Genomic DNA, 24,811 nt, shown 5'->3' with positions numbered 1-24,811 from the left:
GGGCGGTCCTCCTCAGCGAGCCGCGGTCACGAGGACCTTCTGGCCCTCGGCGACATAGGACTGTCCAACGGTGATGATCCGGACCGGGCCCCGCAGTCCCGTGACCCAGGCCCCCTCGGGGGTTTCCTCGATCAGGGTGGTGGGGGCGAAGCGGACCGAGCCGCCCTCGTCGACGTAGCGAACGCCCTGCCGGCCAGCGGAATCGAGGACCAGGCTCGAAACCTGGATCAGGTGGGCGGGGCCCTGGCCAGCGCTGATCCGGACATCGGCGCTGAGGCCGGACCGGGCCGAGAGCTTGGCGTTCCGGGCGGAAATCTCGACCCGGTAGGTGCGGGTCTGGGGATCGGCGTCCCGGGCGACATAGCGAACAACGCCGTTCAGCACCTCTCCGCCGACCAGGGTGGCCACCGCAGAAGCGCCCACCTGGAACTTGCCGGCCTCGGTCTCGGGCAGGTCAGCCACGATCAGCAGGGGATCGAGCTCAATCATCGTCCCGCAAGCCTGGCCGGGGGCCAGGTAGGTCCCGACCTCGGCTTCGCGGCGGTCAAACACGCCGTTGAAGGGCGCACGGATGTTGGTCTGCTCAAGGGCGATCTCGGCCTGGCGCAGGGCGGCGCGCGCGCTGTCGAGGTTGGCCTGGTCCTGCAACACCTGGGTCTGGGAGCGATAGCCCTTGGCGGACAGTTCCTCGGTCGCCTGGCGGGTCAGTTCGCGCGAGCGGACGGCTGCGCGGGCCTGGGCGAGGCCGGCCTCACGGGCGTCGACGTTCAGGCGACAGAGGACCGTCCCGCGCGTCACGTAGGCGCCCTCGACGGCCGGGGTCGCGGCGACGATGCCGGCGGTCTCCGACCTCACGACCACCGATCGGGCCGCCTCGGTACGGCCGCGGACCCGGACGCTGTAGGCGCGGGAGCCCTCGGGCGTCGTCGTGACCTGGACCGAAGGGGTCGTCACGGCCGCCTGGCCCGCCGCCTTGCTCTTCGGCGCCGGTTCACGGCTGACCTTGGCCTTGTTGAACAGGGTCCCGGCCAGGAACAGCAGGACCACGACAGCGACAATGCCAATGGCGAACTTGTGGGCGGAGGTCAGACGCATTCTCATCCCCGGAAACTGAAGCGGGATGCCGGCCGCCCGTGTTCGGGTCAGCGGCCCCCCTGCGCTGCGCCTGTTGGCGCTGGCTGCTAATGATGCGAACTTGGAGTCCAGACAAATGAATTCGCGGATAGGATTGCTGCAGTGCGGAAATCCTTTCTGCGCGTGACTTTTCCGCCGCCCCGGCCGGTGCGGCGGGGCCGGGACGAAAGGGGAATTTCCGCATGCGCTACCTGCACACCATGGTCCGGGTCCGGGACCTCGACGCCTCCCTGAAGTTCTACTGCGACCTGCTGGGCCTGGAGGAGGTCTCTCGCAGCGAGAGCCCGCAGGGCCGCTTCACCCTGGTCTTCCTCTGCGCCCCCGGCGACCGGGAGCTGGCGCGGGAGCGGCGGACGCCGACCGTCGAGCTGACCTACAACTGGGATCCAGAGGATTACCAGGGCGGCCGCAACTTCGGGCACCTGGCCTACGCCGTCGACGACATCTACGCGACCTGCGAGCGCCTCCAGGCGGGCGGCGTGACGATCAGCCGACCGCCCCGGGACGGCCGCATGGCCTTTGTCCGTTCGCCCGACGGCATTTCTGTCGAGCTGCTCCAGGTTGGCCAGGCCCTGGCGCCCGCCGAGCCCTGGTCTTCAATGCCCAACGTCGGGGCCTGGTGAGTCAGGCCTTGTCCGGGAGGACATGAGTCCCGCCCCAGGGATCGGTGGCGGCCAGCCCTGTTCCCGACGGCTCAATCCACGCGGGCCCCGCCGGGACCTTTCCGAATCCGCCTGGAATATCCAGGACATAGGTTGGCTGACATAGGCCGGAATAGCGGCCCCTCAGGCCCCGGACCAGGGCCTGGCCCTCGGCGAGGGAAATCCGGAAGCGGGCGGTGCCCGGTGCGGGGTCCGGATGGTGCAGGTAGTAGGGCCGGACCCCCCGCTCCACCAGGGCGCGCATCAGGTCTCCCAGCACCTCGACCCGGTCGTTGATCCCCTTGAGCAGGACGGTCTGGCTGAGCAGCACGGCGCCGGCGCCCGCCAGCCGGGCCAGGGCCGCGTCGGCGGAGGGGGTCAGCTCACGGGCATGGTTCACGTGGACGCCGACGGCCAGCCTGAGGCGCGAGCCCGACAGGGCGCTGACCAGAGCCTCGCTGACCCGCTCCGGGTCGGCCACGGGCAGGCGGGTGTGGACCCTCAGGATTTTCACGTGCGGGATGTCGGCGATCCGCCGGACCAGGTCCTCGATCCGGCGCGGCGACATCACCAGCGGGTCCCCGCCGGTCAGGATCACCTCCCAGACCTCGGGATGGCCTGCGATGTAGGCGAGGGCGGCGTCCAGCTCCGCCGCCGTCAGCCCCCCCGCGCCGCCGGGCCCCACCACTTCGCGCCGGAAGCAGAACCGGCAATAGACGGCGCAGGCGTGGGTGGCGGTCAGGAGCAGCCGGTCCGGATAGCGGTGGACAATCCCCCTCACAGGGGAATGGACCCCGTCGCCGATGGGATCGTCCTTCTCATTCGGCGCGTGCTCCAGCTCCTCGGGCGAAGGCAGGTACTGCAGGCCGATAGGGTCTGAGGGATCAGTGGGATCGATCAGGGCGGCCACGGCCGGGGTGACGGCGATGGCGTAGCGGGCGGCCACGGCCTCCAGCTCCGCCGCCGCCCCCTCGGGCGCGAGTCCAGCGGAAACCAGCTCCCCAGGGGTGTGAAGGACCTTGTTCATGGCGCCTCCGCCACGGGGGTCCAGAGCACGTCCTCGATCGTCCGGGCGCCGGTGGCCAGCATGACCAGGCGGTCGAAGCCCAGGGCCGCGCCCGAAGCGTCCGGCATGTGCGCCAGGGCCGCCAGGAAGTCCTCGTCCAGGGGGTAGCGCTCGCCGTAGAGGCGGGCCTTCTCGTCCATCTCGGCCTCCAGCCGCCGCCTTTGCTCAACCGGGTCTGTCAGCTCGCCGAAGGCGTTGGCCAGTTCGACCCCGCAGGCATAGAGTTCGAAGCGCTCGGAGACCCTGGGGTCGTGGGCGCAGCGCCGGGCGAGGGCCGCCTCGGGCGCGGGGTACTCGCACAGCAGGGTGGGGCGTCCGTCGCCCAGGGTGGGCTCGATCCGCTCGACCAGGACCCGGCTGAAGACGTCGCTCCAGGTGTCGTCCGGCGCCACGCGCACCCCGGCGTCGCGGGCCGCCTCGGCCAGGGCCGCAGCCTCGCCCCTTCCGTCCAGCCCAAGGGTGGATAACAGGTCGATCCCGGCCAGGTCCCGGAAGGCCTCGGCCAGGGTCAGCCTGCGGGGTGCAGCGAAGGGATCGCAGGTGCGGCCGCGCCAGGTCAGGGCCGTCGTCCCCGCCGCCTCGGCGGCCAGGCCCAGCAGGGCGGCGCAATCGGCCATGAGGACCTCCCAGTCCTCGTCCGCCCGGTACCACTCCAGCATCGTGAACTCGGGATGGTGCAGGGGCCCCCGCTCGCGGTTCCGGAAGACCCGGGCGAAGTCGAAGATCCGCGTCTCGCCTGAGGCCAGCAGCTTCTTGCAGGCGAACTCCGGCGAGGTGTGCAGGTAGAGGGCCGCTCCGCCGCCCTCCAGGGTCAGGGCCCGGGTCTCGAAGGCGTGCAGGTGGGCCTCATTGCCCGGCGAGACCTGCAGGGCCGCCGCCTCGACCTCTGTGAAGCCCCGGTCCTCGAACCAGTCGCGGATCGCCCGGCGGATTCGCCCCCGGGCCTCCAGGCGCGGCCGGCGGTCTGGCCGGCGATCCGGACTCCACCAGGGCGAGGGGGAAGGGGACGAAGGGGTCAAGGACGGCTCCGGAAAGGGCGCTGCGGGCGTCCGCCGCGCACGGGTGACTGGCGAAGCGGGCGCTGATGGGTTAGGTCCGCGCCATCGCCGCGCTTCCGCCGGCTCCTATAGGCTCGAGGAACAATCACGTGAAGGTCGCCGCAAGTTCGCTTCGCAAGGGCGCCGTCGTCGACATGGACGGCAAGCTCTATGTCGTCCTGACCGCCGAGAACATCCATCCCGGCAAGGGCACCCCGGTCACCCAACTCAACATGCGCCGCATTTCCGACGGCGTGAAGGTGTCCGAACGCTGGCGCACCACCGAGCAGGTCGAGCGCGCCTTCGTGGACGACCGTCCCCACACCTTCCTCTACCAGGACGGCGAGGGCTTTCACTTCATGAACCCCGAGAACTACGAGCAGGTCGTGGCCTCGGAAGATGTGGTTGGCGACGCCTCCCAGTGGTTGCAGGACGGCATGACCGTGACCCTCTCCACCCACGAGGGCGTGCCCATCGCCCTGGAACTGCCCCGGACGGTGACCTTCGAGATCACCGAGACCGAGCCGGCGGTGAAGAACCAGACGGCTTCGTCTTCCTACAAGCCCGCCATCCTTTCCAATGGCGCGCGGATCATGGTGCCGCCCTACATCGCGTCGGGCACCCGGGTGGTCATCCTCACCGAGGACGGCTCCTACCAGGAACGCGCCAAGGACTGATCCGGACCCGGCGGGCCGCCCCGGTGGAACGTTTCGACGTCGTCGTGATCGGGGCCGGCGCCGCCGGCATGATGTGCGCCGCCGAGGCCGCCCAGCGCGGCCGGCGGGTGCTGGTGCTGGACCACGCCCGGGCGCCCGGCGAAAAGATCCGCATCTCCGGCGGCGGGCGGTGCAACTTCACCAACCTGGGCGTCCATCCGTCCCGCTTCCTGTCGGACAATCCCCGCTTCTGCATCTCGGCCCTCAGCCGCTACACGCCGGCGGACTTCATCGCCCTTCTGGATCGCGAGGGGATCGCCTGGCGCGAGCGCACGCTTGGCCAGCTCTTCCTCGAGGGCTCGGCCCGGCAGGTAGTGGACCTCCTCGTCCGTCGGATGACGTCGGCCGGGGCGGAGCTTCGCCTGTCGACCCCGGTCCGCGACCTTTCCCCGGCCGAGCCCGGCTTCCGCCTGGTTCTCGACAGCGGCGAGGTCCTGGCCGAACGGGTGGTCCTGGCCACGGGCGGCAAGTCGATCCCCAAGATGGGCGCCACCGGCTACGCCCTTGATGTGGCCCGGCGCCTGGGCCTCGCCATCGTCGAACCCCGCGCCGGCCTGGTCCCCTTCACCCTGGCGCCCGACTTCCTGGAGCGGCTCTCGCCCCTGGCCGGGGTCTCTGCGCCCGCCCGGGTGACGACGGGCGGGGTCGCCTTCGAGGAGTCCCTGCTCTTCACCCACAGGGGCCTCTCAGGTCCCGCGGTCCTCCAGGCCTCCTCCTACTGGCGGGAAGGCGAGGGGGTGACGGTGGACCTCGCCCCTGGGGTCGACCTTATGGCGCACCTCAAGGCCGAGCGCGGTCGGGCCGGTCGCCAGTCGCCCGCCGCCCTCCTGTCCGACCTCCTGCCCGCGCGCCTCGCCCGCACCCTGGCCGAGGCGGCCGAGGCGCCGCCCCGGCTGGGCGACTGCAATGACGCCGCCCTGGCCCGCCTGTCCGCCTCTGTGAACGCCTGGACCTTCCGTCCCGCCGGCACCGAGGGCTACCGCACCGCCGAGGTCATGCTGGGCGGTGTCGACACCCGCGAGCTCGACAGCCGCACCTTCGAGGCCCGCAGGGTCCCCGGCCTGCATGTCATCGGCGAGGCGGTGGACGTCACCGGCTGGCTCGGCGGGTACAACTTCCAGTGGGCCTGGGCCAGCGGCTGGGCGGCGGGGCAGGCGGTCTAGACAGGCGGCGTCCGGGGGGCTGGCCCCGTCTCGTCCGACAGGATCGGTCGTCCCCGAGCTCCACCCTGAGAAGCTCCGACCAACCATGTCGCATCAGGGTGCGACTAGGGGGCCGCCGGCGCGGCCTCGCCGCCGCCGGAGCTTCAACAGGGATATCTTCATGATTAATCGCTTCGCCACGGCTGCGGGCTTCGCCGCCGTCCTCATCTCCGCCGGGATCGCCTCGGCCGAACCCTTCTCGGGCGCCTATGCCGGGGTCGCACTCTCGTCTGACTCCTTCGAGGCCCGGGCCGAAGACCTCATTGAAACCGGCGACAAGTTCGACGGCCTGAGCGTCAATGGCGTCGGCTTCGGCGGCTATGCCGGCTACGACTTCCCCGTCGGCGAGCGCATGTTCCTTGGCCTGCAGATGGGAATCGAATCCTCGAGTTCGGAGTTCACCGCCTCCGACGGCTTTAGCCGTATCAAGCTTGAGGCGGGCAGGTCCTTCGACATCGGCGGGCGGGCCGGCGTCATGGTGAATGACGCCACCGCCCTTTACGGCCGGCTGGCCTGGGGCCAGACCAACTTCAAGGCCTCCGTGGACGACGAGTCCGATGACCGCGACCTTTCGGCCTGGCGCCTCGGCGGCGGCCTGGAGACCCGCCTCAACGAACAGGTCGGCCTCAGGGTGGAGTATCTCTACTCGGCCTATGAGGATGAGGCGGGGCTGGAGCCTAGCGGCTCCCAGTTCCGCGCCGGACTGAACTGGCGCTTCTGACGCCGGGGTCGGGTCCTCGTCCTGAAGAGCCCGGCGGGGACCCGGCATCGCCTGCGACCGATTTCGGCGTCGCCAGGGTTCAGTCTCCCAACTCGGCGGCTGTGGGCCACCAGGGCAGGAGGAGCAAGTGAACCCCCAAGCAGCGCGTGGCCTCGTCTTCGCAGGGCTGGTCCTCCTCGTCTTCGCAGGAGGCCTGATCTCCGGCGCCAACCTGCCGGACCGGTTGGCCTGGGAGGTCCCGAAGCCTGTCCCGGGCTTCTGGAAATGGCTCGACCGAACCCTGCCACGCCGGGCGCCGACGCTTGAGGAGCTCCATCCGTCGCCACCCCCGGCGATCGTCGAAATCGCCGTCGTGGACTTCATCTCGGCCTACCGGAATGGCGGCATGAGCGAGGCCATGGGTCTCGTCGAGAACTGCTATGCGGACTGGGCCGCCCTCAGGCCGGCCCTGACGCGCAATGTCCTTCTGCGGTGCGCGATGATGGACAGGCTTGCAGTTGCGTACGACCGGTCCTTCCGCAGGAACTTCCGGCTGCCTGATGGTTCCATCCCGGCGCCGATCTCGCCGGCCCTGGCTCCGGACAGGGTCTTCGCCCGCGAGAGATTGAACGCGCGGATGCTGTTCGGGGGCGACCTTAGACACCAGGAATTCGCCTTGGAACTCGCCCTGAAGCCGGTCCTTGAGGCCTTCCTCGCCCGGGGCAGGCCCGACAGTAAGCCGCCCGCCAAGGCTCCGCCCGCAAGGACTTCGTCCGACCGGCCGGCCTAACCCTCCGACAGGGCCTCGTCCGAGACGAACGGGTTGGTCTGGCGCTCGCGGCCGAAGGTCGACATGGGGCCGTGGCCGGGCACGAAGGCCACGTCCTCGCCCAGGGGCCAGAGCTTGCCGGTGATGGCGGCGATCAGCTGCGGATAGCTGCCGCCCGGAAAGTCAGTCCGGCCGATGGAGCCTTGGAACAGGACGTCCCCGACCTGGGCGAAGCGGGCCTCGCGGTTGAAGAAGACCACGTGTCCGGGGGTGTGGCCGGGACAGTGGTAGACCTCAAACTCGGTCTCGCCCAGGGTGACGCGGTCGCCGTCCTCGAGCCAGCGGTCCGGCTCGAAGGCCTGGGCGTCGGGCATGCCGTAGCGGGCCCCGGACTCCGGAATGCCGGCGATCAGGGGGGCGTCATCCCGGTGCGGGCCCTCGATCACCGCCCCGGTCAGGGCCTTGAGCTGGGCGGTGGCGCCTGCGTGGTCCAGGTGGCCGTGGGTGATCCAGATCTTCTCCAGCGTCAGGCCATGCTGCTGCAGCCCGCCCATCAGCCGCTGTACCTCACCGCCAGGGTCGATCACCGCCGCCTTCATCGTCTTTGCGCACCAGACGATGGTGCAGTTCTGCTGGAGCGGGGTGACGGGCGCGATGATGGCGCGGATGGGCGGCTGGCTCATGGCCCTATCATCGGTGCCGCGCGGGGATTTGCAAGGTGGACAGGCTGCGCTTAGCAGTTGCATCCTTTCCCAAAGGGAAAGACCCCGGCCGAGCTTCGCGCAGGAGAACATGATGCGCCGGTATGCCTTCGCCACGGCGGTTGCCTTGGCTGCTGCAATCTCGGTATGGACCGTCGCGGTCCAGGCCGCGCCCGCCGCTACCTCCGAGGCCGCCGCCGCTTGGTCTGCCTACGACCAGGGTGACTATGTCGCGGCCGCCCCCAGCCTCAGGCGCTTGGCTGAGGCCGGTGATGGAGAGGCCCAGGCGGCCATGGGCTGGATGTACGAGAAGGGCCTCGGGGTGAAGGCCGATGGGGAGGCGGCCTGGAGCTGGCGACGCCGTGCAGCCCAATCCGGAGAGGCCCGGGCACAGTACGCCTACGCCACCAATGGTTTTTCGCTGCAGATGATCTCTCGGGCGGAGTCGTTGAAATGGCTGCGTAAGTCCGCAGGCCAGGGCTACGCGCCAGCGCAATTCGAATTGGGAAAGGCCTACGCGCGCGGCCTGGGCCTGAAGAGGGATGACGCCCAGGCCGTCGCCCTGTTCTCCAAGGCTGCTGGGCAAGGGTATCCCCGGGCGCAGGTGGCCCTGGGACAGATGTACGAATCGGGGCGGACGGTTGAGCCTTCCAAGGCCATCGCCCGGGACTGGTACCTGAGGGCTGGGCTCCAGGGGGATCCGGAAGCTCAGGCGCGGCTTGGGGATCTTGCCTCCAGGGCCGTCAGTGTTCGGGCGTACGACAGGACCTACGATACCCCCGATCCCTTAGAGGCCGCGCGCTGGTTCGCCCTGAGCGGGGATCGACAAGCCACTGACCTGGCGATGCGACGGATGACGCCCGACGAGGCGGCGAGCGTCCGCGCCGCGGTCCGGGACTGGCGCCCCAGGCCGGAATGGACTCCCGGGCGGGTCTTCAATTGGGAGGAGGCCCTGATCGTCAAGGAAGCGCAGGAGGTGACCCAGACCGAGGATCCCGGGGCGCTGTCCAACCCGACCCTCGCCACCATCGCCGCCGCAGAGGCCGACCTGGACTTCGCCCGCGCCCGGAAGTTGGCCCGGGCAGGCGCCGAAGCCGGCGACCCGGCCGCGCAGTCCTGGCTCGCCAGAATGGACTTGGAAGGCATCTCGGGACCCCGGGACCTGCGCGCCAGCCGGGACTGGATGAGACGCGCCTCAACACAGGGGCATGCGGCCAGCCAGATTGAGCTGGCCGTTCAACTCCAGCAGCCCGGAATTTACCAGCCAGGCGTCCCCGATCCCGAAGCCCTCGCCGAGTCCTACTTCTGGGCCCAGATCGCCGACGCCAATCCGTCCTCGAGTCAGGACCAGCGTTTTTTCGCCAAGCGGCTTGTGAGCGATCTGTCCGGTCGACTGACCCCGGACGCAGCGGCAGATGCCCGTCGCCGAGCCGCGGCATGGAAGGCTCAGCCTGAGGGGGTTCGCCCGGCGCCGCCTGCCGCCTGACATCCCGTGGCCCATGTAGCCCTTGGCCGCCTTCGTGGCGGGGGCTAGACCCCTCCCATGCTGCCCGTCGAAGAGGTCCTGCCGTCGCTGGTCGACGCCCTTGAGGCCGGGGCCTCGGCCGTGCTCGTGGCGCCGCCGGGCGCGGGAAAGAGTACGCTTGCGCCCCTGAAGTTCCTCGACGTCCCCTGGCTGGCGGGACGCAAGATTCTCATGCTGGAGCCGCGGAGGCTGGCTGCGCGGGCCGTGGCCGCCCGGCTGGCCGCCAACCTGGGCGAGACGGTGGGGGCGACCGTGGGCTTCCGCGTGCGCCTGGAGAGCCGGGTGTCGGCGGCCACGCGGCTGGAGGTGGTGACCGAGGGGGTCTTCGCCCGGATGATCCTGGACGATCCCGGCCTGGAGGGCGTGGGCCTGGTCATCTTCGACGAGTTCCACGAGCGCAGCCTCGACGCCGACCTGGGCCTGGCCCTGGCCGAAGACTGCCGCCGGGTGCTGAGGCCGGACCTGCGGCTCCTGGTCATGTCGGCCACCCTCGACTGCGCCGCCGTGGCGGGCCTGCTGGGCGGGGCGCCGGTGATCGCCAGCGAGGGCCGGTCCTGGCCGGTGGAAACGGTGCACCTGGGACGCGATCCGGGGGCGTCGGTGGAGGACCAGGCGGTGCGGGCCGTACGCCGGGCCCTGGCGGAGACGCCGGGCGGGGTGCTGGTCTTCCTGCCCGGGCAGGCGGAGATCCGTCGCACCGCCGAGCGCCTGGAGACGGCGGGCCTGCCGGGGAATGTGGACCTTGCGCCCCTCTACGGCGCTCTCGATCCCGCCGCCCAGGACCGGGCCATCGCGCCGGCGCCCGCCGGGCGTCGCAAGGTGGTGTTGGCCACCGACATCGCCGAGACCAGCCTGACGCTGGAGGGCATAGCGGCGGTTGTCGACGCCGGCCTGGTGCGCTCGCCGCGCTTTGATCCCGGGAGCGGGGTGTCGCGGCTTGTCACCCTCCGGGCCAGCCGGGCGGCGGCGGACCAGAGGCGCGGCCGGGCGGGCCGGACCGGACCGGGAACCTGCTATCGCCTCTGGGACGAGGCCGAGACCCGGTCCCTGCCGGCCTTCGCCCCGCCCGAGATCCTCAACGCCGACCTGTCGGGCCTCGCTCTCGATCTGGCCCGCTGGGGGGTGAAGGACGCCGGGGACCTGGCCTTCCTCGACCCGCCGCCCGCCGGCGCCCTGGCCGAGGCCCGGAGCCTGCTTTCCCGGCTGGGCGCCCTGGACGGGCAGGGGGTGCTGACCCCCCACGGCGAGGCCCTGTCGCGCCTGCCCCTGCCGCCCCGGCTCGCCCACATGGTGCTGGCCGCCGCCGCCCGGGGGCAGGCGGGGCGCGCGGCCCGGATCGCCGTCCTGGCCTCGGAGCCCGGGCTGGGCGGCCGCGATCCAGACCTGCGCCAGAGGCTGGAGGCCCTCGAGCGGGACCGAGGGGGCCGGGCGACGGAGGCGCGCCGGCTGGCCCAGCGCTGGGCGGCCCTGGCGGAGCGAGAGGCGGCGCGGGCTGCGGACCCTTCGTCCCTTGATGACGGCCTGCTGCTGGCCCTGGCCTGGCCGGAGCGGGTCGCCCGGGCGCGGGGCCCCTTGGGGCATTTCCAGCTGGCCAGCGGCCGCGGCGTCTGGCTGGAGGAAACCGATCCCCTTGCCCGCGAGGCCTGGCTGGCCGTGGGCGAACTGGGCGGGGGCGGGCGGTCGGACCGGATCCTCCTGGCGGCGCCTCTGGACCCGGCGCAGATTCCGGCCCTGTTCGCGGCCGACATTGTCCGCGAGGCCCGGATCGAGCCCGGCCCCTCGGGCCGCCTCCGCGCCGTGCGGATCGAGCGCCTGGGCCGGCTGGTGCTGAAGGAGACCCTGGACGAGGCGCCCTCCGGCGACCTGATCCGCGCCGCCCTCCTCGACCAGGTCCGTGCGGAGGGGCTGGCGTCCCTGGCCTGGGGGGAGGCGGGTCGCAGCCTGCGGGCCCGGGTCGCCTTCCTGGAGGGGCTGGGCGAGGCGGACCTGCCGGACCTGGGTGACGAGGCGCTGGTCCGGGACCTCGACGACTGGCTGGGTCCGGCGCTGAACGGCCTGCGGGGGCTGGAGGACCTGTCGCCTGTCCGCCTCGACGCCGCCCTGGCCGGACGACTGGACTACGCCGTCCAGAGACGGCTGGACGCCCTGGCGCCCGCCCGCTGGACGGCGCCGACGGGCAACAGCTTCGCGATCGACTACGCGGCTCCGGGTGGGCCGCGGGTGGAGGTGCGGGTGCAAGAGGTGTTTGGCTTGGGGGTCCATCCCGCCGTCGCGAACGGCCGGGCGCCCCTGACCCTGGCGCTGACCTCGCCCGCGCACCGGCCCATCCAGACCACCCGCGACCTGCCGGGCTTCTGGCGCGGGTCCTGGCGCGAGGTGCGGGCCGAGATGCGGGGGCGCTATCCTCGCCATGTCTGGCCGGAGGATCCCGCCTCGGCGGCTCCGACCTCCCGGGCGAAGCCCCGAGGAACCTGAGGAAGATCAGGCCGTTACAGCGTAGATCATGATGCCGGCCGCCACCGACAGGTTCAGGCTGTCCGCCCGGCCGCGCATGGGGATCTTGACGTTGACGTCGCAGAGGGCGGCCATGTCGGGCGGCAGGCCCTGCTGCTCGTTGCCCAGCAGGACCAGGGTCGGACGGCGATAGGCGGCCTCGGCGTGGGAGACGGTCGCGGACAGGAGGGTTCCCACCACCGAGCCCGGCCAGCGGGCCCGCCAGGCGGCGAACTCGCCCTCGTCCGCGCAGACGATCGGCAGGGCGAAGATGGAGCCCATGGTCGCCCGCACGGCCTCCACGGAATAGGGGTCGCAGCACTCGCCCACCAGGATCACAGCCCCGCAGCCGGCGGCGTCCGCGGTGCGGATCACCGTGCCCAGATTGCCCGGGTCGCGCACCCGGTGCAGGGCGACCCAGCCTGATGCGGCGGAGGGGTCGAGGGCTTCGAGGTCGGTGAAGGCTTGGCGGAAGACGCCGATCACCGCCTGCGGATTCTCGCGCCGTGAGACCTTGGCGAGGATGTCCCGGGTGACCTCCACGGCCTGGCCGCCCGCGCCCAGGGTCGCCTTGACGGCGCGCTCGAGCAGGGGGTGTCCCGCAGCTTCGGGCCCGTGGAGAAGGATCTCCGGAAATCGACCGAGTTCAAGGGCTTCAATGACAAACTTCAAGCCTTCCGCGACGAACTGGCCGGTCTCGTCCCGGGCCTTGCGCAGGTGCAGGGCGCGGACCGCCTTGACCAGGGGATTGGTCAGGGAGGTGACCTGGCGGGGCGCGGCCGTCATGCGGTCCAGCGGGCGTAGAAGCTCATGCCGATCTCGCGCTGGCGGGCGCTTTCCACCAGGACGAGCTCGCCCCAGGAGATGGTCCCGGAGCGCCCTTCCAGCCGGTCGGCCAGAAGTCCCGCCAGGGCGGCGCCCGAGATGCGCTCGGCATAGGCGTTGAGCAGGAGGAATCGGGCGTCAGCCGTCAGGAGCTCGGCGCACATCCCGGCCAGGTCGGGCAGGTCGTCGAACAGGCGCCAGACCTCGCCATCCGGACCGCGGCCGTACTTGGGCGGATCCAGGATGATGGCGTCGTACTTCACGCCCCGGCGGATCTCGCGCTGGACATACTTGCGGGCGTCCTCGCAGATCCAGCGGATCGGGCGGTCCTCCAGGCCGGAGAGGGCCGCGTTCTCGCGGGCCCAGCCGATCGCCTTGCGGGAGGCGTCCACATGGGTGACCTGGGCGCCGGCGGCGGCGCAGACCAGGCTGGCGACGCCGGTGTAACCAAAGAGATTCAGTATGTTGAGTGGACGGCCTGCGGCGCGGACCGTCTGGTCCAGCCACTCCCAGTTGGCGGCCTGCTCGGGAAAGAAGGCCAGGTGACGGAAGGGGGTGAAGCGGCCCCGGAAGCGCACGGCGCCCCAGCCGGAGACCCAGGGCTCGATGGGCGCGTCGCGGAACCTCCAGCGACCGGAGTCCTCCTCGTCTGCGGGGTCGAAGACGGCGTCCGCCGTGCTCCATTCGGAGGCCGCCAGTCCTGGCGACCAGAGGCACTGGGGCTCTGGCCGCACGACCATGCGGTGGCCGTAGCGCTCAAGCTTGCGGCCGCGGCCGGAGTCGACGAGGTCGTAGTCCGACCAGCCCACCGTCCGCAGCAGGGTCGGCTCTGTGTCGACGGCGGGGCCAGGCGGGTTCCGGGCGGTGCTCATCTCGCAGGCTCCGGCGGGGTCGGGACGGGCGTCGGCTGGGGCGTCGGCTGGGACGCCCGGGGGGTGTAGACGCCGCGCCTCAGGTCGTCGGTCAGGGTCAGGGGCGTCGATCCGCCCCGCGCCTTGGCCCGGTAGACCGCCACGGCCTCCATGACCCGCATGACGTAGTTGCGGGTCTCCGAAAAGGGAATGCACTCGATGTAGTCGATGGGATCGACGTTGGCCGAACGCGGATCGCCGCAGAATCCAGCCCACTGGGTGGAGCGACCCGGCCCGGCGTTGTAGCCCGCCACCGCCATGACGTAGGAGCCGCCGAAGGTGGAGATCAGGCTGCCCAGGTAGGTGGAACCCAGGCGCATGTTGTAGTCGGGCTCGTCCAGCATGGAGGGGGCGTAGGGGACCCCCATGCGTCGTGCCGTCGCCGCGGCCGTGGCGGGCATGAGCTGCATCATGCCCCGGGCGCCGACACCGGACCGCACCAGGGGGTCGAACCCGCTTTCCTGCCGGGTGATGGACAGGACGAGCGCCGGCTCGGGGGCGTTGGAAACCTCTGGCGGGGTGCGGACGGGATAGCCGCGGTCGGGCAGGATGAAGCCGCGTTGGGCCGCCGCACGGACGACCTTCATCGAGGTGTCCCGGTCCCCGTAGCCCCGCACCAGGTCGACCAGCATGGCCTGGTCGGCGTCGCTGTCGAGCACGTCGTCCAGGCCCAGGACGAAGTTGCGGAAGAGGTCCCGGTTCCCGGTCTCGTAGAGGATTCGCGCGGCCCGGGTGGTGTCCTTGGCCTCGAAGCGGGCCCGCTCGCGGGGGCCGGTGGCGGGGTCCTTGCCCAGGTCGAGCCGGGCGTAGCCGGCGCGTTCGGCGGCGAGCTGGCCATAGAAGGTGGTCCGGTGCCGGGCGGCGGCCTGGTAGAAGACATCGGCGGCGTCGACGCCCGCCAGGGCCTCCACGGCCCGGCCCCGCCAGTAGAGGCCCCGCGCCAGGGTGATGGGTGAGGTGCCCACCCGGTCGATGTGCTTGAAGTGGGCCTCGGCCCGGGCCGGATCCTTCAGCCGGGTCAGGGCGATCCAGCCTGCGTAGAACTCGGCCTCCACCGCGTCGGCGCCGGTCTGCAGGCCGGTGTTGGCGGCCGCCTCGTAGGCCGCCCGGGAATCACCGTTGCGCAGGGCCGACAGGGTCAGCTGGTAGCGTTCGTCCCAGATGCGGGTTCCCATCTCGTCGGACCAGACCTCACGAGGGAACCGGACGAGTTCGGCCCGCGCCAGCTGGTCCAGGCCCGCCCGGCGGTAATGCGCCGCCTTCTCGAAGGCCAGGCCCGGTGCAGCGGCCACCGAGGGGGGAAGGGCGTTCGCCAGGGCCAGGGCCGTCGGCGACTTCTGGCGGAAGGCGATGCGGGCCTGGGCGAGGGCCTGCTGGTCCTCCGGCAGGAGGGGAATCAGGTCGCGCGCCGCCGGTCCCTGGGCGCCAAACAGCAACATGTCAGCCCGGCGGATGTGGTCGTCCACGCTGAGGACGTCGCCGAACCTGGACATCATGGCCCGCTGGTCGTCGAGGTCGAAGGGCTTGCCGCGCCAGGTCCGCCGGATCAGGTCCGCCGCTGCCCGGTTGTCGCCGACGCCGCGCAGGGCCGAGGCCAGGGCCATGACCCCTCGGGGGTGGCGGGGGCCTCGCGGCCGAACCAGGCGATAACCTGGCGCGGCGTCAGCCCAGAGGTCGCGATCAGCCGCTCGGCGGCCAGCCGCCGGCGGGCCGGCCGGGGCCAGTCGGCCATGTCGCGGAGCGACCTGTCCACCTCTGCGAAGCCCATGCTGGGGCCGTTGGTGTCCAGCAGCAGCCAAAGGCCGAGCCGCCGGGCCGAGGGTTCGGAAATCCGCGCCATGGCGTCCCGCCCGCCGTTGACGTCGCCGCGGCGGGCGTCGCCGATCAGTTCCTGGAGGGCGTCAGCGTCGGCGTTCGAGATCGACGTGTAGCGCGGGGCCGCGGGCACAGGCGGGACGACCACTGTCGGTGGTGCAGCTTCCGCACCGGCGGATCGAGGCGCCTCCATGGCGGGAGAGGCCGGCGGCGGGCCTGCCGGGGCGACCTGGGCCGCCGAGGCGACCGGCGCAACGGCGAAACCCACGACCAGTCCGGCCGTGACAATGCTCTTCACCCTTCGCTCCAGCATACGCACTCCGCCAGCGGCGTCTCAGAACCCCGACTCAATCGGTTGCGGCGGGGGGGCTGTCGGCCATATTGTCCGTGCCCGACCTCCTGCCGCAACCGGCGGCGCGTTCTTACGGTATTCTGCATCCCATGTCCGATCCCTTGTTCAGGGGCGTGTTCCCGGCCCTCGTGACTCCCTTCCGGGGGGGCGAGGTCGATGAAGACGCCTTCATCCGGCTGGTGGAGCGCCAGATCGAGGGCGGTGTGCACGGGCTCGTGCCCGTCGGTACGACCGGGGAGACGGCCACCCTCAGCCATGACGAGCACCGCCGGGTGGTCGAGCTCGCGGTGCAGACCGCAGCTGGCCGTGTGCCCGTGATCGCCGGCGCCGGGTCGAACTCCACCGCCGAGGCCATTGAACTCGTCCGCCACGCCAAGCAGATCGGCGCCGACGCCGCCCTGGTGGTGACGCCCTACTACAACCGGCCCAGCCAGGAGGGGCTCTACGCCCACTACGCCGCCATCAACGAGGCGGTCCAGCTGCCGGTGCTGGTCTACAATGTCCCTGCCCGGACCAGCGTCGATATCTCGGACGCGACCCTGGCCCGGCTGAGCGTCCTGCCGAACATCGTCGGGGTGAAGGACGCCACGGGCGATCTCGTCCGGGCCACCCAGCAGCGCATTACCTGCGGCGCCGACTGGGTCATGCTGTCGGGTGATGACCCCACCGCCCTCGGCTACATGGCTCATGGCGGCCACGGCTGCATCTCGGTGTCGGCCAATGTGGCGCCCAGGCAGGTGGCGGCCTTCTACGAAGCCGCCCTGTCGGGGGACTGGGAGGCGGCGCGCAACTGGCAGGATGGCCTCCTGCGCCTGCATCGGGCCCTCTTCACCGACGCCTCGCCGGCGCCGACCAAGTACGCCCTTTCGCGGCTGGGCCTCTGCGAGGAAACCGCCCGCCTGCCCATCACTCCGGCCTCCGAGGCTTCCCGCCGGGAGGTGGACGCCGCCCTCGCCGAGGTCGGCGTCGCCTGACGCCCCCCGCCATGTCCAAGCTCATCGCCGAAAACCGCCGCGCGCGTTTCGACTATTTCCTGGAAGAGACCTTCGAGGCGGGCCTCGCCCTGACGGGGACGGAAGTGAAGTCCCTGCGCAACGGCCGGGCCAATATCGCCGAGTCCTATGCGGCGGTGGAGGGGCGGGACATCTACCTGATCAACGCCGACATCCCGCCCTACGCCCAGGCCAACCGCTTCAACCATGAGCCCCGGCGTCACCGGAAGCTGCTGCTCCACCGCAAGCAGCTGGACAGCCTGATCGGCGCGGTCCAACGCGAGGGCCGGACCCTGATCCCGACCAAGCTCTATTGGAACGACAAGGGCCTGGCCAAGCTGGAGCTGGCCCTGGCCAAGGGCAAGAAGCTGCACGACAAGCGCGAGACCTCCGCCGAGCGGGACTGGCAGAGGGACAAGGCCCGGCTGCTGCGGGACAAGGGCTGAGGTGGAGGCCGACGACGTTGCCCGGCTCGAGCGCGCGACCGTCGCAGGCGTTGCGCCGCGCCGGGTGGTGGAGCGGGACGGCTGGATTCTGGGCCTCGACGACGGGCCCATGGGCCGCGCACGCTCTGCGGCGCCCCTCGCGCACGAACCGCCGCCGCCGGTGACCCCGGCCCTGGTAGAGGCCTACGCCGTCGAGGGCCTGCCGGCGTCCTTCCGGGTTCCGGACCTCGCCCCCCTGTCTCCCGTGATCCGGTGCCTCGCCGAGGCGGGCTATCGTCCCTCAGAGCCGACCTGGATGATGACCGCCGGGTCCGGGGTGGTCTCCAGCTTCGCCAACCCCGGGGTCAGGGGACCCTGGCCGGTCCTGCTGGCGGCGCCGGACGAAGACTGGGCGGCGACCTTCTGCGGACCGGGCTTCGATGCGGATGAGGGCGCCCGACGCGTGGCCCAGTTGTCGCGCTCTCCCGGCGCACGATACGCCGCCGTTCGCGAAGGCGACCGGACCCTTGCGGTCGGTGTCCTGTCCCGCGCCGGGGGTGTAGGCGGGATCCATGGCATGCGCACCGCGCCCGACCAGAGGGGGCAGGGTCACGCGGGCCGCATCCTCGCGGCCTTCGCGCGCGAGGCCGCCGCTTGGGGGCTGAAGGAACTGGTGCTGCAGGTGGAGGCCGGAAACCCGGCCCGTCGGCTCTACCGCGCCGCCGGTTTCACCGAGTTGTGGCGCTACTGGTACTGGCGCTGAGCCTCAGAGCCTGAGGGTCATGAAGACGCTGAAGGGATCGGGGCCATAGGTGTCGAAGGGCCCGCAGGTCGTGAACCCGACGCTCGCGTACAGCGTGCGGGCCGGAATGAAGCCTTCAACCGAGCCGGTCTCAAGCCAGAGCACCGCAAGGCCCAGGCCCCGGGCCTCTGAAAGGATGTGATCCAGGATGGCCCGGCCAACGCCCTGGCCCAGGAAGGCGTCCGCCACCCGCATCGACTTGATCTCTCCGTTCCCCGCGTCGATCCGGCGAAGCGCGCCCATGCCGGCGAGGTCCTCGCCCTTCCAGACGCTCCAGAACCGGATGGCGGGATCCCTCAGCCCTTCGAGGGCGAGGGCATGGACGCTCTCCGGTGGACTCTGGGCATGCATGCCGGCCAGGTGACGGGCCACCAGGTCCCGGACCGGCTGGCGGGAGAGATCGTCCAGTTCGAAGCGGAGATCATCTGGAAGTCTGTCGCCGCGCGGCATTGCGGTAAGGTTCATCTGACTTCCGGGCCTGTCAACCGGAACCGAAGCCGGACATTTGATGGAGCGGCGTAGCGCCATCCCGGCGCACGCCATCGGTCTGATGGGGCGGGGGGTTGATCCCCGCGCCGACTGACCCGAAAGTCTGCCCCGTCAACATACCAGAGGGGAGACATCCGGGCATGACCAACCATCAGAACAACCGCCGTCCGCCCAAGGCGCTTGCCGCCGCTTTGGTGGCCGCCACGGCCCTGGGTGCCTGCGCCTCTACCCCGCAGAAGACGATCTCGAATCTGGACGAGCGTGACCCGAAGTATTCCTCGCAGGAGTGCCTCGACGCCAGGAACATCGCCCTGAAGTACGATGACAAGACACTCTCTCGAATGGGAACCGGCGTCGGTCTGGGCCTGCTGCTTGGTCCTTTCGGCATCCCGTTGGCTGGCGTCGCCGACATGAGCCAGAACGACAAGCGCGCCCTGATCAACAAGGAAATCGAGCGCCGCTGCACGACGCCGCGCTGACGGAGACTGACTGAGGTCAGCGCCGCCGTCGGATCAGGATCTGCTCTGATTTCCTTCAGCTGCGATCGCGGATAAGCGCGCCGCCGTCTTTGCGAGTCGCCGCCGCTCGCTGAGAACTTCGAAGAACGGATGGTGTTCGTTTCCCTGCAGGTTGAGCGGAACAGGGACGCGCTCAAGCAGTTCCTTCTCAAGAGCCCATGGGAGCCGGTCTGTCACCCAGCTAACCCGCGCGTTCTCCTGAAGCCACCTGTCGAGCCATTGTTCGCCAAGGTGCGTCAGAGTCATTCGCCTGCCGCTTCCGACCCTGCGAAGCGGGAAACCGCTCAGATCCTCTAGAAGAACCCCCAGCGAGAGGCGCAGGGTTGATCCCTCGGCGTTCCCCGAAAAATGATACCTGAGGCGAGAACGAAGCGTCTGCCGGCTCGTCTCATTCTTCGGTGAGATGCCAATGTAGAGAAGGGTTAAGCCATCCATCACAAGGCATCCCGACGTCAGGACCTGCGGGGGCGGCTCACGAAACCACCAAGCATAGACCCCACGATCCCTGGGAACCGGGCAATCCGATCCGAGAACCTCATCACGGGAGAAGAGGTAAGCAGGACGGAGTAGGGCTCCAGGCTCCAAAGAATCCCGGTCCTATTCCGCGGCTTCCGCCAGGATCACCGCCTCGCGGCCGCCTCGGACCAGGCCGCCGGGGAGGGCGCCGGTGTGCTGGCCGTCCTCGAAGGTCACCTGGCCGGACTTGACCGTGTAGCGATAGCCTTCGACCCGCTGGACAAGGCGCCGGCCGCCGGCCGGCAGGTCGTGGATGGCTTCGGGGCGGAACAGGCGCAGGGCCTCGAAGTCGATGACGTTCAGGTCGGCCAGCAGGCCTGGCGCGATCCGGCCGCGGTCATTCAGGCCGTAGGCCCGGGCGGTGTCGCTGGTCAGCTTGCGGACCAGGAACTCCAGGGGGAACTGCTCGCCCTTCACCCGGTCCCGGGCCCAGTGGGTGAGGATGAAGCTGGGCATGCCCGCGTCGGCGATGACCCCGCAATGGGCGCCGCCGTCAGACAGGCCGAACAGCACGTTCGGGTGCTGCATGTTCTTGCGGAAGAAGTCGAAGTTGTAGGTCTGGTAGCCGCCGAGGGGCTGGTAGAAGAGCTCGCGACCGCCATCCCGCAGCAGGAGGTCGTACATCATCTCCACAGGGGAGACGCCCGCGGCCTCGGCCAGGCCCGCCACACTGCCCTCGCGGTCGGGCTCGTAGTTCGGGCGCTCGCCCAGGGGGAAGATGCGCCACAGGAGGCCATCGAGGCCGGCGACCTGGCCACCCACCGGCGCCGACGTGGCGGCGCGGATCAGGGGGGAGTCTTCGGCGAGCAGGGCGGCGCGGATATCCGGGCGGCCCATGGCGGCCACCTTGTCCTCGACGGACAGGGCCTCAAGCTCGGACTTCCAGGTCGGGCTGGCCAGGAAGATGTGGAAGTTGGAGGTCAGGCCGTGCAGCACGCCTGTGGGCCGGCCGGCGATCTGCGGCCGGATGTCCATGCCCTTCTGGCGGGACTCCTCGGCGATGTTGAACATCTTGTCGCCCTGATAGGCGCCGGCCGAGGTGGCCACGAGGGTGACGGGCAGGCCGGTCTCCTCCACGAAGCCCTTCACCCAGGCCCACTCGTCATCGTCGCCCAGGTGGTCGGAGACCATCTCGAAGACGCCGTGGGTGAGGCCCTTCATGGACAGGCCGAGGGCCAGCATCTCGTCCGAGCCGGCGAAGGTGCCGGGAACGTGGACGCCGTGGACGTCCTTGTGCAGCAGGGTGCGGGAGGTCGAGAAGCCCAGGGCGCCGGCGGCGACGCCCTCGCGCACGATCTGGGCCATCTCGGCGATCTCGCCCGCGTCGGGCTTGTAGTCGGTGTTGCAGCGGTCACCCAGGACATAGGCCCGGACCGAGCCGTGGGGCACGTGGACGCCCACGTCGATGGCGCGGGGCTTGGACTCCAGGGCGTCGAGGTATTCGGGGAAGGTCTCCCACTTCCAGTCGATGCCCTCGGCCAGGGCGGCGCCGGGAATGTCCTCGACCCCTTCCATGAGCTCGATCAGGAAGTCCTGGCTGCCCGGGCGGACGGGGGCGAAGCCGACCCCGCAGTTGCCCATGATCGCCGTCGTCACGCCGTGCCAGCTGGACGGCGCCATGACCGCATCCCAGGTGGCCTGGCCGTCGTAGTGGGTGTGGATGTCCACCCAGCCGGGGGTGACGATCAGGCCGGTGGCGTCGATCTCGCGCCGGGCGGGGCCCTCGACCTTGCCCACGGCGACGATGCGGTCGCCCTGGATCCCGATGTCCCCGACGGCGGGCGCTGCGCCCGTCCCGTCCACCACAGTCCCGCCCCGGATGATCAGGTCCAGCATGTCGTCGTCTTCCCAAATGAGCGCCAGCATTGCGCCGGTCTGAAATTCCGCACCACTCTAGGGCCGAAACCCGGCAGGTTTCCAGTCCTTTGCCCAAGGCCCTACTGCCGGCGCAGGGCCGCCTCGAGGCTGGCCTGGGCGTCGGTCTGCTGGTCATCCCCGAGTTCGACCTCCACGCGGTGCAGGACGCCGGTGAAGGGGAAGGGCGCAACGAAGTCCGACACCGCCGGCTTGGGCGCCCGCCCGATCTCCATGCCGATGAAGGAGGCCTGTGCGCGGTAGGTCTGCGGCAGCACCGCCGACCCGCAGGGTTCGTCGTCGATCCGCAGTTCGCCCTCGGCGGTGTACTCGCCGGTCTTGCGCACCACCCAGCTCAGGGTGTGGCGGCCCGCCGGCACGGGCCGGGCCGACCGGGCGACGTAGTGGCGGTTCACGAAGTTGTAATCGTGGATGAGATGGCCGTCCTTCAGGTAGAGGGCGTAGCCGCCGCACCAGTCGCCCTGGGCGATGAGCACGCCCTCGGCGCCGCCCTCCGGGATCTCGACTTGGGCGTCGATCCGGTAGGAGCGGTTGCGGATGTCGGGCGCGGCGGCCTGCGGAATGCGGCCGCCCCCGGGCTGGAGCACCCAGGACCGCCGTGACGCCACGCTGTGCGGGTTGGAGCTGACGAAGCGGTTCAGGGTGTCGTCCAGGGGCAGGACGTTGCAGGCCCCGGCTTCCGAGAACCAGCGCGCGACCATCGCCTGCAGGCGCGCAGGCTCCTGCCCGGCCAGGTCGTGCATTTCGTTGAAGTCCTGGTCCAGGTTGTAAAGCTCCCACTGGTCGGCGTCGAAGGCGGTCCCGGGCTTGTGCCAGGTCACCGCCTTCCAGCCCTCATGCCAGATGCCCCGGTGGCCGAGCATCTCGAAGTACTGTGTCCGCTTGCGGGTAGGCTCGGCGCCTCCACCGAAGGAGTAGGCGAAGCTGGTCCCCTCGATGGGCTGCTGGGTGACCCCGTGGATCTCGGCCGGGGCCTGCACGCCCGTCACCTCGAGCACGGTCGGCGTGATGTCGCAGACATGGTGGAACTGGTGGCGGATCTCGCCGCCCTGCGGGATGCCCGCCGGCCAGTGCACGATCATCGGGTCACGGACCCCGCCGCCATGGGTGTTCTGCTTGTAGCGCTTGAGCGGGGTGTTGCCTGCCATGGCCCAGCCCAACGGGTAGTTGTTGTTGAGGTGGGCCTCGCCGATGGCGTCGATGTGCTCGAGATTCTCGGCCAGGGTGTCGCGCACGCCGTTGAAGTAGCGAAGGGCGTTCACAGTGCCGAAGGGCGAGCCCTCCTGGCTGGCGCCATTGTCCGAGATCAGGGTGATCAGGGTGTTCTCCAGGCACCCCTGCTCGCGCAGCCAGTTCACCAACCGGCCCACCTGCAGGTCGGCGTGCTCGAGCATGCCCGCGAAAGCCGCCTGGAGCCGCACGGCCAGCCGGCGCTCGTCATCGCTCAGGGCGTCCCAGGGCTTCACCCCCGGATTACGCTCAGGCAGGACGGTGTCGGCGGGGACCAGGCCCAGGGCCTTCTGTCGGGCGAGGCGGTCGGCCCGGGTGGCGTCCCAACCCTTTTCGAAGACGGACTCATAGCGGTCGATGAAGGCCTTGGGCGCATGGTGCGGCGCATGCTGGGCGCCCAGGCACATGTAGAGGAAGAAGGGCTTCTCGGGCGTGATGGTGCGCTGGGCGCGGATGAAGCCGATGGACTGGTCAACGATGTCCTCGGACAGGTGATAGCCCTCGTGGTCCGGCGCCTCGATGTGGTGGTTGTCGAGCACCAGTTCGGGGTGCCACTGGCTGGTCTCGCCCTCGAGGAATCCATAGTAACGGTCGAAGCCGCGCTGCAGGGGCCACTGGTCGAAGGGGCCGGCCTGCGAGGTCTCGAAGGTGGGCGTCAGGTGCCACTTGCCGGTGGCGAAGGTGTTGTAGCCGGCGGGCCGCAGCATCTCGGCCAGGGTGCCGGCGCTGCGGGCGATGCGCCCGCGCATGCCCGGAAAGCCAAGATCCCAGTCGGCCAGCCCGCCCATGCCCACCGAGTGGTGGTTGCGACCGGTCAGCAGGGCGGCGCGGGTCGGCGAGCACAGGGCCGTCGTGTGGAAGTTGGTGTAGCGCAGGCCTCCGGCGGCCAGGGCGTCGATGTTCGGCGTGGCGATCTCGGAGCCGTAGCAGCCCAGGTCCGCAAAACCGAGGTCATCGAAGACAATGCAGACCACATTGGGGGCGCCCGACGGGGCCCGCGCCGGCTCGGGCCAGAACGGCCGGGACTCGCTGGCGGTCAGGCCAAGGCCGTTGCGGTTGGGCGTCGGGCTCATCGGGTGTCCTTTCGGGAGGGATTGGGGTCAGGGTCGTCGGGCAGGGCGTCGGCGGCGCAGCGAAAGCCCATATGTCCGGCGGTGGCCTCGGGCATGTTGGCGCTTCTGGCCGCCACGCGAAAGCGGAAGCAGTAGCTCTCGTGGCAAAGATAGCTGCCGCCGCGGATCACCCGCCGCTCGCCCCAGGACGGGCCGGCGGGATCGCGCAGCGGTCCAGGGGGATGGGGGGCGCTGAACCGGTCGGCGCACCATTCCCAGACATTGCCGCAGGTATTGTGCAGGCCGAAGCCGTTCGGCGGATAGGCATCGGCGGGCGCGGTCCCCGCGTGACCGTCCGCACATTCGTTCCGAAGGGGAAAACGCCCCTGCCAGACATTGCAGGCATGTTCACCGCCCGGGTTGAGGTCGTCGCCCCAGGGATAGCGGCGGCCCTCCAGGCCCCCGCGGGCCGCGTACTCCCACTGCGCCTCGGTCGGCAGGCGCAGGCCTGACCACCTGCAGAAGGCGAGGGCGTCGTGCCAACTCACATGGACGACGGGGTGGTCCTCGCGCCCGCGCCAGTCCGATCCGATTCCCTCGGGCCGGCGCCAGCAGGCCTGCGGCGTCTCGCGCCACCAGGGCGCATCGACGAGGCCGCGGGTGGGGGGAAAGTCGTCCGGCAACAGGCCCGCGAAGACGAAGCTTGAGCCCACCTCCTCGGCATATGTGACGTAGCCGGTGACCTCCACGAAGGCGGCGAACTGGCGGTTGGTGACGGCGGTGCGCGCGATGCGGAACGGCGACAGCCAGACCGGACGCGCAGGCCCCTCGCCATCGGCGGGCTCGCCCTCGCCAGCGTTGCTGCCCATCAGGAACTCTCCACCCGGCAGGGAGACCAGGGACAGGTCAGGGACCGGGCCGACGGGACCGGCGGCTTCCTCGCCAGGCGTCGCACGCGGGCCAACGGCCCGGACCCGGACGCCGGCCGTCTCGGTCGGCCCGCAGCACCCGCCCTGGCTCATGAC

General features: G+C 70.7%; 24 protein-coding genes. 11 read left to right on the top strand and 13 right to left on the bottom strand.

The features are described from left to right. Positions 1-12: 12 nt before the first annotated feature. Positions 13-1,095 carry an efflux RND transporter periplasmic adaptor subunit gene (locus HYN04_RS07670; protein WP_162599590.1) on the bottom strand — a complete coding sequence of 361 codons (1,083 nt, stop codon included), beginning with the start codon at positions 1,093-1,095 and terminating at the stop codon, positions 13-15. A 221-nt stretch (positions 1,096-1,316) separates the two neighbouring features. Between HYN04_RS07670 and HYN04_RS07665 the strand changes: the two genes are divergently transcribed. Then, on the top strand, positions 1,317-1,757 hold the full coding sequence (locus tag HYN04_RS07665; RefSeq protein ID WP_110450213.1) for a VOC family protein: 441 nt from the start codon (positions 1,317-1,319) through the stop codon (positions 1,755-1,757). Position 1,758: 1 nt separating this feature from the next. Here HYN04_RS07665 and HYN04_RS07660 read toward each other — a convergent pair whose 3' ends face one another. After that, positions 1,759-2,802, bottom strand: a complete 1,044-nt coding sequence (locus HYN04_RS07660) for a lysine-2,3-aminomutase-like protein (protein WP_110450212.1) — start codon at positions 2,800-2,802, stop codon at positions 1,759-1,761. Continuing rightward, positions 2,799-3,860 (bottom strand): EF-P lysine aminoacylase EpmA, encoded by a 1,062-nt coding sequence (gene epmA / locus HYN04_RS07655; protein WP_110450211.1) that lies wholly within the window; start codon positions 3,858-3,860, stop codon positions 2,799-2,801. The genes HYN04_RS07660 and epmA overlap by 4 nt, the downstream gene beginning before the upstream one ends. A gap of 128 nt (positions 3,861-3,988) precedes the next feature. Here epmA and efp point away from each other — a divergent pair, with 128 nt between their 5' ends. The 4 genes from efp to HYN04_RS07635 all read left to right on the top strand — a co-directional run bounded on the left by efp (position 3,989) and on the right by HYN04_RS07635 (position 7,286). Then, entirely contained in the window at positions 3,989-4,555 is a 567-nt protein-coding gene (gene efp / locus HYN04_RS07650; RefSeq protein WP_110450210.1) for an elongation factor P, read from the top strand. Between the two features lie 23 nt (positions 4,556-4,578). Then, a complete protein-coding gene (locus HYN04_RS07645) occupies positions 4,579-5,757 on the top strand; it encodes a BaiN/RdsA family NAD(P)/FAD-dependent oxidoreductase (protein ID WP_110450209.1) in 1,179 nt (392 codons plus the stop codon). A gap of 160 nt (positions 5,758-5,917) precedes the next feature. Beyond that, a complete protein-coding gene (locus HYN04_RS07640) occupies positions 5,918-6,517 on the top strand; it encodes a porin family protein (RefSeq protein WP_162599589.1) in 600 nt (199 codons plus the stop codon). Between the two features lie 127 nt (positions 6,518-6,644). Continuing rightward, a complete protein-coding gene (locus HYN04_RS07635; protein ID WP_110450207.1) occupies positions 6,645-7,286 on the top strand; it encodes a hypothetical protein in 642 nt (213 codons plus the stop codon). On the opposite strand, the gene HYN04_RS07630 is transcribed toward HYN04_RS07635, so the two are convergent. Further along, positions 7,283-7,948: an MBL fold metallo-hydrolase gene (locus HYN04_RS07630; RefSeq protein WP_110450206.1), complete on the bottom strand. Its 666-nt coding sequence runs from the start codon at positions 7,946-7,948 to the stop codon at positions 7,283-7,285. The genes HYN04_RS07635 and HYN04_RS07630 overlap by 4 nt on opposite strands. 109 nt (positions 7,949-8,057) lie before the next feature. On the opposite strand from HYN04_RS07630, the gene HYN04_RS07625 reads away from it, so the two are divergent. Together HYN04_RS07625 and hrpB are read left to right on the top strand one after the other, a co-directional pair. Then, the gene (locus HYN04_RS07625; RefSeq protein WP_162599588.1) at positions 8,058-9,452 is read left to right on the top strand and encodes a tetratricopeptide repeat protein; all 1,395 of its coding nucleotides are present in this window, start codon (positions 8,058-8,060) and stop codon (positions 9,450-9,452) included. Between the two features lie 57 nt (positions 9,453-9,509). After that, positions 9,510-11,966: an ATP-dependent helicase HrpB gene (gene hrpB / locus HYN04_RS07620; protein ID WP_110450204.1), complete on the top strand. Its 2,457-nt coding sequence runs from the start codon at positions 9,510-9,512 to the stop codon at positions 11,964-11,966. Positions 11,967-11,972: 6 nt separating this feature from the next. Here the strand turns inward: hrpB and HYN04_RS07615 are convergent, their stop codons facing one another. Genes HYN04_RS07615 through HYN04_RS07600 form a run of 4 tightly spaced genes read right to left on the bottom strand, consistent with a single transcriptional unit; the run spans position 11,973 to position 15,833 of the window. Next, positions 11,973-12,770 (bottom strand): TrmH family RNA methyltransferase, encoded by a 798-nt coding sequence (locus tag HYN04_RS07615; protein WP_110450203.1) that lies wholly within the window; start codon positions 12,768-12,770, stop codon positions 11,973-11,975. Continuing rightward, complete coding sequence (locus HYN04_RS07610; RefSeq protein ID WP_110450202.1) at positions 12,767-13,681, bottom strand: class I SAM-dependent methyltransferase; 915 nt, start codon at positions 13,679-13,681, stop codon at positions 12,767-12,769. Before HYN04_RS07610 ends, HYN04_RS07615 begins: the two co-directional genes overlap by 4 nt. Next, positions 13,678-15,324 carry a lytic transglycosylase domain-containing protein gene (locus HYN04_RS07605; protein ID WP_110450201.1) on the bottom strand — a complete coding sequence of 549 codons (1,647 nt, stop codon included), beginning with the start codon at positions 15,322-15,324 and terminating at the stop codon, positions 13,678-13,680. The genes HYN04_RS07610 and HYN04_RS07605 overlap by 4 nt, the downstream gene beginning before the upstream one ends. Next, a complete protein-coding gene (locus HYN04_RS07600; RefSeq protein WP_162599587.1) occupies positions 15,267-15,833 on the bottom strand; it encodes a hypothetical protein in 567 nt (188 codons plus the stop codon). Before HYN04_RS07600 ends, HYN04_RS07605 begins: the two co-directional genes overlap by 58 nt. Before the next feature lie 143 nt (positions 15,834-15,976). On the opposite strand from HYN04_RS07600, the gene dapA reads away from it, so the two are divergent. The 3 genes from dapA to HYN04_RS07585 are packed head-to-tail and all read left to right on the top strand — an operon-like array spanning position 15,977 to position 18,067. Next, positions 15,977-16,861 (top strand): 4-hydroxy-tetrahydrodipicolinate synthase, encoded by an 885-nt coding sequence (dapA, locus tag HYN04_RS07595; RefSeq protein ID WP_110450199.1) that lies wholly within the window; start codon positions 15,977-15,979, stop codon positions 16,859-16,861. Positions 16,862-16,872: 11 nt separating this feature from the next. After that, complete coding sequence (gene smpB / locus HYN04_RS07590) at positions 16,873-17,325, top strand: SsrA-binding protein SmpB (RefSeq protein WP_110450198.1); 453 nt, start codon at positions 16,873-16,875, stop codon at positions 17,323-17,325. A gap of 1 nt (position 17,326) precedes the next feature. Further along, positions 17,327-18,067, top strand: coding sequence for a GNAT family N-acetyltransferase (locus HYN04_RS07585; protein ID WP_110450197.1), 741 nt, complete (start codon positions 17,327-17,329; stop codon positions 18,065-18,067). A gap of 3 nt (positions 18,068-18,070) precedes the next feature. Here HYN04_RS07585 and HYN04_RS07580 read toward each other — a convergent pair whose 3' ends face one another. Further along, the gene (locus HYN04_RS07580) at positions 18,071-18,571 is read right to left on the bottom strand and encodes a GNAT family N-acetyltransferase (RefSeq protein WP_241962587.1); all 501 of its coding nucleotides are present in this window, start codon (positions 18,569-18,571) and stop codon (positions 18,071-18,073) included. A 164-nt stretch (positions 18,572-18,735) separates the two neighbouring features. Here HYN04_RS07580 and HYN04_RS07575 point away from each other — a divergent pair, with 164 nt between their 5' ends. Then, positions 18,736-19,074 (top strand): hypothetical protein, encoded by a 339-nt coding sequence (locus HYN04_RS07575; RefSeq protein ID WP_110450196.1) that lies wholly within the window; start codon positions 18,736-18,738, stop codon positions 19,072-19,074. 33 nt (positions 19,075-19,107) lie between these two features. Here the strand turns inward: HYN04_RS07575 and HYN04_RS07570 are convergent, their stop codons facing one another. From HYN04_RS07570 to HYN04_RS07555, 4 genes are all read right to left on the bottom strand, one after another. After that, positions 19,108-19,551 carry a GIY-YIG nuclease family protein gene (locus HYN04_RS07570; protein ID WP_422385648.1) on the bottom strand — a complete coding sequence of 148 codons (444 nt, stop codon included), beginning with the start codon at positions 19,549-19,551 and terminating at the stop codon, positions 19,108-19,110. A gap of 159 nt (positions 19,552-19,710) precedes the next feature. After that, on the bottom strand, positions 19,711-21,495 hold the full coding sequence (locus HYN04_RS07565; RefSeq protein ID WP_199285933.1) for an N-acyl-D-amino-acid deacylase family protein: 1,785 nt from the start codon (positions 21,493-21,495) through the stop codon (positions 19,711-19,713). A gap of 71 nt (positions 21,496-21,566) precedes the next feature. Then, on the bottom strand, positions 21,567-23,807 hold the full coding sequence (locus HYN04_RS07560) for an arylsulfatase (protein WP_110450194.1): 2,241 nt from the start codon (positions 23,805-23,807) through the stop codon (positions 21,567-21,569). Further along, the gene (locus HYN04_RS07555) at positions 23,804-24,808 is read right to left on the bottom strand and encodes a formylglycine-generating enzyme family protein (RefSeq protein ID WP_110450193.1); all 1,005 of its coding nucleotides are present in this window, start codon (positions 24,806-24,808) and stop codon (positions 23,804-23,806) included. Before HYN04_RS07555 ends, HYN04_RS07560 begins: the two co-directional genes overlap by 4 nt. Positions 24,809-24,811 lie beyond the last annotated feature (3 nt).

The organism is Phenylobacterium parvum (assembly GCF_003150835.1).
Taxonomy (GTDB): Bacteria; Pseudomonadota; Alphaproteobacteria; order Caulobacterales; family Caulobacteraceae; genus Phenylobacterium; species Phenylobacterium parvum.
Note: the sequence above shows the minus strand (reverse complement) of the source record. Positions and strands in the feature narration are given on the sequence as shown.